Annotated in this window: 7 protein-coding genes; 2 read left to right on the plus strand and 5 right to left on the minus strand. The window is 72.1% G+C overall.

Going from position 1 to position 6,750, the window contains the following annotated elements:
* From B8460_RS15225 to B8460_RS15235, 3 genes are all read right to left on the minus strand, one after another.
* A partial coding sequence (locus tag B8460_RS15225; RefSeq protein WP_048862458.1) for an MFS transporter occupies nt 1-668 on the minus strand: 668 nt, incomplete at its 3' end.
* Between the two features lie 52 nt (nt 669-720).
* Nucleotides 721-1,908 (minus strand): oxidoreductase, encoded by a 1,188-nt coding sequence (locus B8460_RS15230; RefSeq protein ID WP_158322902.1) that lies wholly within the window; start codon nt 1,906-1,908, stop codon nt 721-723.
* Between the two features lie 19 nt (nt 1,909-1,927).
* Nucleotides 1,928-2,701, minus strand: a complete 774-nt coding sequence (locus B8460_RS15235; RefSeq protein WP_048862460.1) for an SDR family NAD(P)-dependent oxidoreductase — start codon at nt 2,699-2,701, stop codon at nt 1,928-1,930.
* Between the two features lie 112 nt (nt 2,702-2,813).
* On the opposite strand from B8460_RS15235, the gene B8460_RS15240 reads away from it, so the two are divergent.
* Nucleotides 2,814-3,974: an acyl-CoA dehydrogenase family protein gene (locus B8460_RS15240; RefSeq protein WP_048862461.1), complete on the plus strand. Its 1,161-nt coding sequence runs from the start codon at nt 2,814-2,816 to the stop codon at nt 3,972-3,974.
* A 24-nt stretch (nt 3,975-3,998) separates the two neighbouring features.
* On the opposite strand, the gene B8460_RS15245 is transcribed toward B8460_RS15240, so the two are convergent.
* The gene (locus tag B8460_RS15245) at nt 3,999-5,792 is read right to left on the minus strand and encodes a chloride channel protein (RefSeq protein WP_241771207.1); all 1,794 of its coding nucleotides are present in this window, start codon (nt 5,790-5,792) and stop codon (nt 3,999-4,001) included.
* A gap of 65 nt (nt 5,793-5,857) precedes the next feature.
* Here B8460_RS15245 and B8460_RS15250 point away from each other — a divergent pair, with 65 nt between their 5' ends.
* On the plus strand, nt 5,858-6,277 hold the full coding sequence (locus tag B8460_RS15250) for a MarR family winged helix-turn-helix transcriptional regulator (protein WP_048862462.1): 420 nt from the start codon (nt 5,858-5,860) through the stop codon (nt 6,275-6,277).
* A gap of 21 nt (nt 6,278-6,298) precedes the next feature.
* Here the strand turns inward: B8460_RS15250 and B8460_RS15255 are convergent, their stop codons facing one another.
* On the minus strand, nt 6,299-6,505 hold the full coding sequence (locus B8460_RS15255) for a dodecin (protein WP_048862463.1): 207 nt from the start codon (nt 6,503-6,505) through the stop codon (nt 6,299-6,301).
* Nucleotides 6,506-6,750 lie beyond the last annotated feature (245 nt).

Genomic DNA, 6,750 nt, shown 5'->3' on the forward strand with positions numbered 1-6,750 from the left:
GCGGCCCCCGGCTGCCACACCCGCCCGATGACGCCGAGGAAGGATTGCCGCCGCCGCCCGCCGGAGGCCGGCACGCCCGGCAGCACGACGGCGATCGCCAGCGCCGCCAGCGGCACCACGATCGCCGCCCACGCGACGGCGGCGAACCCGCCCGCGCGTTGCACGGCAAGCCCGATCGGCCCGCCGGCCGCGAGCGCCGCGTACATCGCGATCCCCTGCCACGCCATCACCCGCCCGGTCTGCGCGGCCCCCACGCGGGCGAAGCCCCAGGTCATCGTGCCGGTCAGCAGCAGGCTCTCGGCGAAGCCGAGGACGAGCCGCCCGACGATCAGGATCGTCAGCGACACCGCCGCGCTGGCCGTCGCCCAGGACGAGGCGAGATACAGGACGCCCGCGACCGCCGCGCAGGGCAGGCCGAGCAGCACGGACTGCTTCGACCCGCGCGCGTCGCAGATGCCGCCCGCGACCCGCCGGGTCAGCACCGTCGCGAAGGACTGGCAGCCGATCACCCAGCCGACCATGACCGTGCCGTAGCCGAGCGCGCCATGGACCTGCGCCGGCAGCACCGGCAGCGGGATGCCGATGGTCAGCATGCCGAGGAACACCACCGCCACCAGCGGCGCGAAGCGCATCAGCGTCGGCGGCGGCGCCGTCGTCTCGATCGTCATGTCGGCCAAACGGATGTGCGGAGGAGCGTGCGGAGGAGGCGGGCGGCGCCCCCTACCATACGGTCGGCCAATCCGGCGGGACGGTCGCGCGCGGATCGGCATGGGCGTGATCGAGCGGCGGGCGGATCACATAGGACCGGTCGAACGGCACCAGATCGACCGGCACGCCGGCGCGCACCATCTGCGGCCAGTCGGGATTGGCGAACATCGGCCGCCCGACGGCGACGAGATCGGCCGCCCCGTCGGCCAGCGCCGCCTCGGCCTCCGCGCCCTGGTCGATGCCGCCATTGGCGATCATCGGCTTGCCGCTCGCCGCGCGCAGCGCCGCCGGCATCGGCGTGTCGGATGTGGGATCGCGGTTGTCGCGCCATGCGAAGCTCGACCAATGCAGCGCGTCGGCCGCGCAATCCGACAGCGCCGCGCCGATCGCCCGCGCCGTCGCCACGCCGCCGGCCCAGGCGCCGGTGAAATCGTCCACCCCGTCCTGCGACAGGCGCAGGGTGATGATGCGCTCCGGCCCGATCGCCTGCCGCACCCGCTCGCAGACCAGCCGGGCGAAGCGGACTCGATTCTCCACCGACCCGCCATAGGCGTCCGTCCGGTGGTTGGTCGCGTCGTGGATGAACTGGTACAGCAGGTAGCCGTTGGCGCCGTGGACCTCCACGCCGTCGAACCCCGCCTCCACCGCGCGTGCCGCACCCGCCGCGAAGCCGTCGGCGATCGCCTCGATCTCGGCGACCGTCAGCGCGCGCGCGGGTCCGAACGTGACCTTCGGCCAGGGACCGGTGATGCCGCGCAGCTTCGCCTCGGCATCGGTGTCCGTGTACAGCACCCAGCCGCCGCTTTGCGTGTCGCTCGCGCTCACCGGTGCGGCGCCGGGCGGCAGGCAGCGCGGGTCCGTCACCCGGCCGCCATGCATGAGCTGCAGGATCGCCTTCGCCCCGCCGGCATGAATTGCCTCCGCAACCGGCCGCCAGGCCGCGACGTGGCGCGCGGTCGCGATGCCCGGCTGCGAGAGGTAGGCGCGGCAGCCCGGGCCGTCGTCGGGATAGGTGCCCTCCGTGATGATCAACCCGGCGCCGCCGCGCGCGCGCCGGGCGTAGTAGGCGACCATCTCGGCGGTGGGCGTGCCGTCCGCCTCCGCCATCTGGCGGGTCAGCGGCGCCATCGCGATGCGGTTGCGCAGCGTGACGCCCGCGAGCGTCGCGGGCGCGAACAGGCGGGGCAGAGCCTCGGTCATCGTGCGGCGTTCCTTGCGCTCAGTAGCGGCCGACCAGAAGGCCGCCATCGACGACCACGACCTGTCCGGTCATGTAGCGCGCGGCGGGGGAGGCAAGGAAGCCGATCACGTCGGCGATCTCCTCGGGCTCGCCGATGCGTCCCATCGGGATGAAGGCGCCGGCCGCCTCGGCGCCGGCGGGGCCGAGCGAGTGCTGCTCAGACAAAAGCTGCGCGGTGCGGATATAGCCCGGCGCCACGCCGTTCACCCGCAGCCCGTCGCGCGCGAGTTCGACGGCCAGGCCCCGCACCAGGCCCACCACGCCGGCCTTGGCCGAGGAATAGTGCACGTGCTCGTCCCAGCCATACGCCACGCCCATGATGGACGAGACGCAGACGATGCTGCCCGTCCCGCGGGCGCGCATGGCCGGCAGCGCCGGTCGGATCACCCGCAGCATGCCCTTCAGGTCGATCTCGAACGTGTCGTCCCACTTCGCGTCGGTGAGCGCCGCGAGCGGCACCTTATGGGCGATGCCGGCATTGGCGACGATGCAGTCCGGCGCCCCGTGGCGCGCGATCACGTCGGACACCACCGCATCCGCGCGCTCGGTCGAGCGGACGTCGAGGGGGTGGAACTCCGCCGAACCGCCCTCAGCGTGCACCGAAGCGGCCACCGCCGCGCCCTCGGTCTCCAGCACGTCGGTCGCCACGACATGCCAGCCGGCCCGGCCGAAGCCGAGCGCGGTCGCCCGACCGATGCCGATGCCGGCCCCCGTGATGAACACCGTCTTCGTCGCCTGCGCCGCCTGCGTCATCCGCGCCGTTCCTTCATGTCTCGCCTCGTATGTGTGGCCCCCGGCGCCGGGGGCTGCAAAGCGTGTACCCGCCGCCCTAGGCTCGTCGCCAAACAAGGGGAGGACACTGCCGATGCTCTACACCGCCGAGCACGAGGAGGTGCGGCGCAGCCTGCACCGCTTCATCGAGGCCGAAATCAACCCGCATGTCGATGCGTGGGAGGCGGCCGGCATCTTCCCCGCGCATGAGCTGTTCCGGAAGATGGGCCGGATGGGCTTCCTCGGCCTGACCAAGCCGGAGGCGTATGGCGGCCAGGGGCTCGATTACAGCTACGGGCTGCTGATGGCGGAGGAGTTGGGCACGATCGCCGCCGCCGGCGTGACGATGGCGATCGGCGTGCAGACGGACATGGCCACACCCGCCCTCGCGCGCTTCGGCTCGGACGCGCTGCGCCGCGAGTTCCTCGCGCCTACGATCGCGGGCGAGATGGTCGCCTGTCTCGGCGTGTCGGAGGCGGGCGCCGGGTCGGACGTCGCGGCGATCCGCACGACGGCGCGCCGCGACGGCGACGACTACGTGATCGACGGCGGCAAGATGTGGACGACCAACGGCACCCAGGCCGACTGGATGTGCCTGCTCGCCAACACCGGCGACGGCCCGCGCCACCGCAACAAGTCGCTGATCTGCGTGCCGATGGGCGCGCCCGGCGTCACCGTCGCGCGCAAGCTCGACAAGCTCGGGCGGCGCTGTTCGGACACCGCGCAGATCCATCTCGACGGCGTGCGCGTGCCCGTGCGCTACCGGATCGGGGAGGAAGGACACGGCTTCACCTATCAGATGCTGCAGTTTCAGGAGGAACGGCTCTGGGCCGCCGCCGCCTGCCTGAAGGCGCACGAGGCGACGATCCAGGCGACGATCGACTACACCCGCGACCGCATGGTGTTCGGCCGCCCCGTGCTCGACAATCAGGTGGTGCATTTCCGCCTCGCGGAGTTGCAGACGGAGGTGGAGCTGCTGCGCGCCCTCGTCTATCGCGCGGCGGAGATGATGCTGGCCGGCGAGGACGTGACCCGGCTGGCGACGATGGCGAAGCTGAAGGCCGGCCGGCTGGGGCGCGAGGTGCCGGATGCGTGCCTGCAGTACTGGGGCGGCATGGGCTACATGACGGAGACCCGCGTCAGCCGCGCCTTCCGCGACCAGCGCCTGACGTCGATCGGCGGCGGCGCCGACGAGATCATGCTGACGGTCCTCGCCAAGCTGATGGGCACCCTGCCGCGCGGGGAGGCGCGCTGATCGGCCGGGCGGGCGCGCAGGCTGTCATTCGCCGGCGCCCGCCGCGGCCTCGGCGGAGACGACCGGCCGCACCGCACGGCTCGGCCCCTCGCGCCGATGCTCCTCGTCGACCATCCGCGCGCGAACGCGCAACAGGTCCTTGCGGGCAAGCAGGCCGACGACCCGCCCATCCTCGCGGGCGATCACCGGGATGCGGCCGGTATCGTCCTGCACCATGCGATCCATGACGGCGGCCAGCGGCTCGTCGGGATAGGCGATGCTCGCCGGCACCTGCGCGACCACGTCCCCGAGCAGGCCGCTCGGGGGATCGCGCAGCCAGGCCAGGGCATCGGCGCGGCTGATCATGCCAGCGAGCCGGCCGTCGCGGTCGACGACCGGATAGGCCTTGTGGCGCGGTCCCGGTCCGGTGAAGAACGCCGCCGCCTCGGCCGCCGGCACGCTGGAGTCCAGCGTCTCCACCGGGTTGGCCATCACGTCGCGAACGGACACGAGGGCGTACGGGTCGACCAGGTATTCACGGACGATGTGGTGGCCGCGGCGGGCCACTTTTTCCGTGAGAATCGATCGGCGCAGCAGGAGGACCGTCACCGCGTAAGCGGTCGCGCAGGCGGCGAACAGCGGGAGTATGGCGGCAAAATCGCCGGTGAGTTCGACCGCGAACAGCGCGGCAGTCAGGGGCGCGCGCATCGTGCCCCCCATCATCGCCGCCATGCCGATCATCGCCCAGAACCCGGGCTCGGCGCCCGGCAGCCATGGGGCCGCGAGCGCGCCGAGCGCGCCGCCCATCATCAGCAGCGGTGCGAGCACGCCGCCCGACGTGCCGGACCCAAGCGAGACGGCCCATATCACCGACTTGACCACCAGCAGCAGCAGCGCCGCCCGCCCGACCATGCTGCCGGTCAGCAACTGCGCGATGTTCCCATACCCGACGCCGAGGGCGGAGGGTTCGACTACCCCACCCACGCCGACCACGAGGCCGCCGATCGCCGGCCACCACATCCAGTGAATGGGCAGATGCCCGAAACTATCCTCGGTGCCGTAGACCATGGCCGTCAGGAGGCCCGAGCCGAGACCGCAGGCGATGCCGAGCGCCACCCAACCGAGCGCGTGCAGCCCGTCATTCGCCACCGCGCCGAGGTGCGGGAAAAGCGGCACCGGGGCCAGGACCACCCCCCGCTCCAGCGCCGCCGTGACACAGGCCACGACGACCGGGATGAAGCTGCGCGGTTTCCATTCGAAGAGCAGCAATTCCACGGCGAGCAGCACGGCGGCGATCGGCGTGCCGAACACCGCGGCCATGCCGGCCGCCGCGCCGGCGACCAGGAGCACCTTGCGCTCCGCCGCCGTCATCGCGAATCTCTGTGCGAACAGCGACCCAAGGGCCCCGCCCGTCATGATGATCGGGCCTTCCGCGCCGAACGGCCCACCGGTGCCGATCGACAACGCGGAGGAGATCGGCTTGAGGATCGCCACCCGCACGTCCATCCGGCTGCCGCCGATCAGGATTGCCTCGATCGCCTCCGGTATGCCGTGGCCACGTATCTTCTCCGACCCGTACCGCGCCATGAGGCCGATCAGGAGCCCGCCCGCGGCCGGCACCAGGGCCGCCCACCAGCCCAGCGCATTGTGAGCGGGCCCGACGAAAGCGAACGATGCGGCGCCGTAGTAGGCGAGGTTCGTGAACAGGGCGATCAGCCGCAGCAGCACCCACGCGCCCGCGACGCCGCCCGTGCCCACGACGACCGCCATCGCGGCGAGCAGCAGGACGCGCGTATCGGTGGTAAAGTCGCCAGGCCGGGCGAAGCGTGGGGGGGTCACGGAACAATCCTGTCGGTTCATGTCGTGATACGACATAATCGACGGCTGGTCCGAAAGGAAGAGCGATGACGGGACGGGATCTGGCGAGGCGGGACTACGAGGCGCTGGCCGCCTTTCGCCACGCGCTGCGCCGGTTCGCGGCGTTCAGCGAGACGGAGGCGCGGGCGATCGGCCTGACGTCGCAGCAGCACCAGGCGCTGCTGTCGATCAAGGGCATGCCGCGGGAATCGGCGCACCAGGAGGGCGTGAGCGTCGCCGATCTCGCCGCGCACCTGATCATCCGCCCCAACACGGCGGTCGAGCTGGTGGACCGGCTGGTCGGGGCGGGCCTCGTCACCCGCCAGGACGATCCGGCGGACGGGCGGCGGACGCTGGTTGCGCTGACGCCGCGGGCGGACGCACTGCTGCGCGACCTGTCGATGATCCACCGCGAGGAGCTGCGGGCGATCCGCCCGACGCTCCTGCGGCTGCTGGACGCGTTCTAGCCGGCTCTATCCGACCCGACGCTACTCGACGGTGAAGCCGGCCTTGATGCCGATCTGCCAATGGGCGATGCGCCCGTCCTCGACATGACCGCGGATCTCGGTCACCTCGAACCAGCGGAGGTTGCGTATCGTCTCGGCGCTGCGGGCGATCGCGGTCGCGACCGCGTGCTCGATCCCCTGCTCGGACGATCCCGCCAGTTCGACGATTTTGTAGACATGGTCGTTCATCTGCCCGTCTCCGCTTGCGGCCGCACAGCGCGGCGCTGCGACGACAACAGCGGCGGGGGCGCGGCGGTTGCGCCGGACACGACTGGCCCGGTTGACACGATCAGGCCCGCTTGCGGCCTCCGGAGCGGACTTGGGTCCGGGCCGGGGCGCGGTCGGCCTTGCGCGCCGGCTTGGCGGCGGATTTGGTCGCGGGCTTCTTCGCCGGCGCCGCCTTGCCGGGCGCCGTCTTGCCGGGCGCCGTCTTG

Source organism: Acidisphaera rubrifaciens HS-AP3 (assembly GCF_000964365.1).
Taxonomy (GTDB): domain Bacteria; phylum Pseudomonadota; class Alphaproteobacteria; order Acetobacterales; family Acetobacteraceae; genus Acidisphaera; species Acidisphaera rubrifaciens.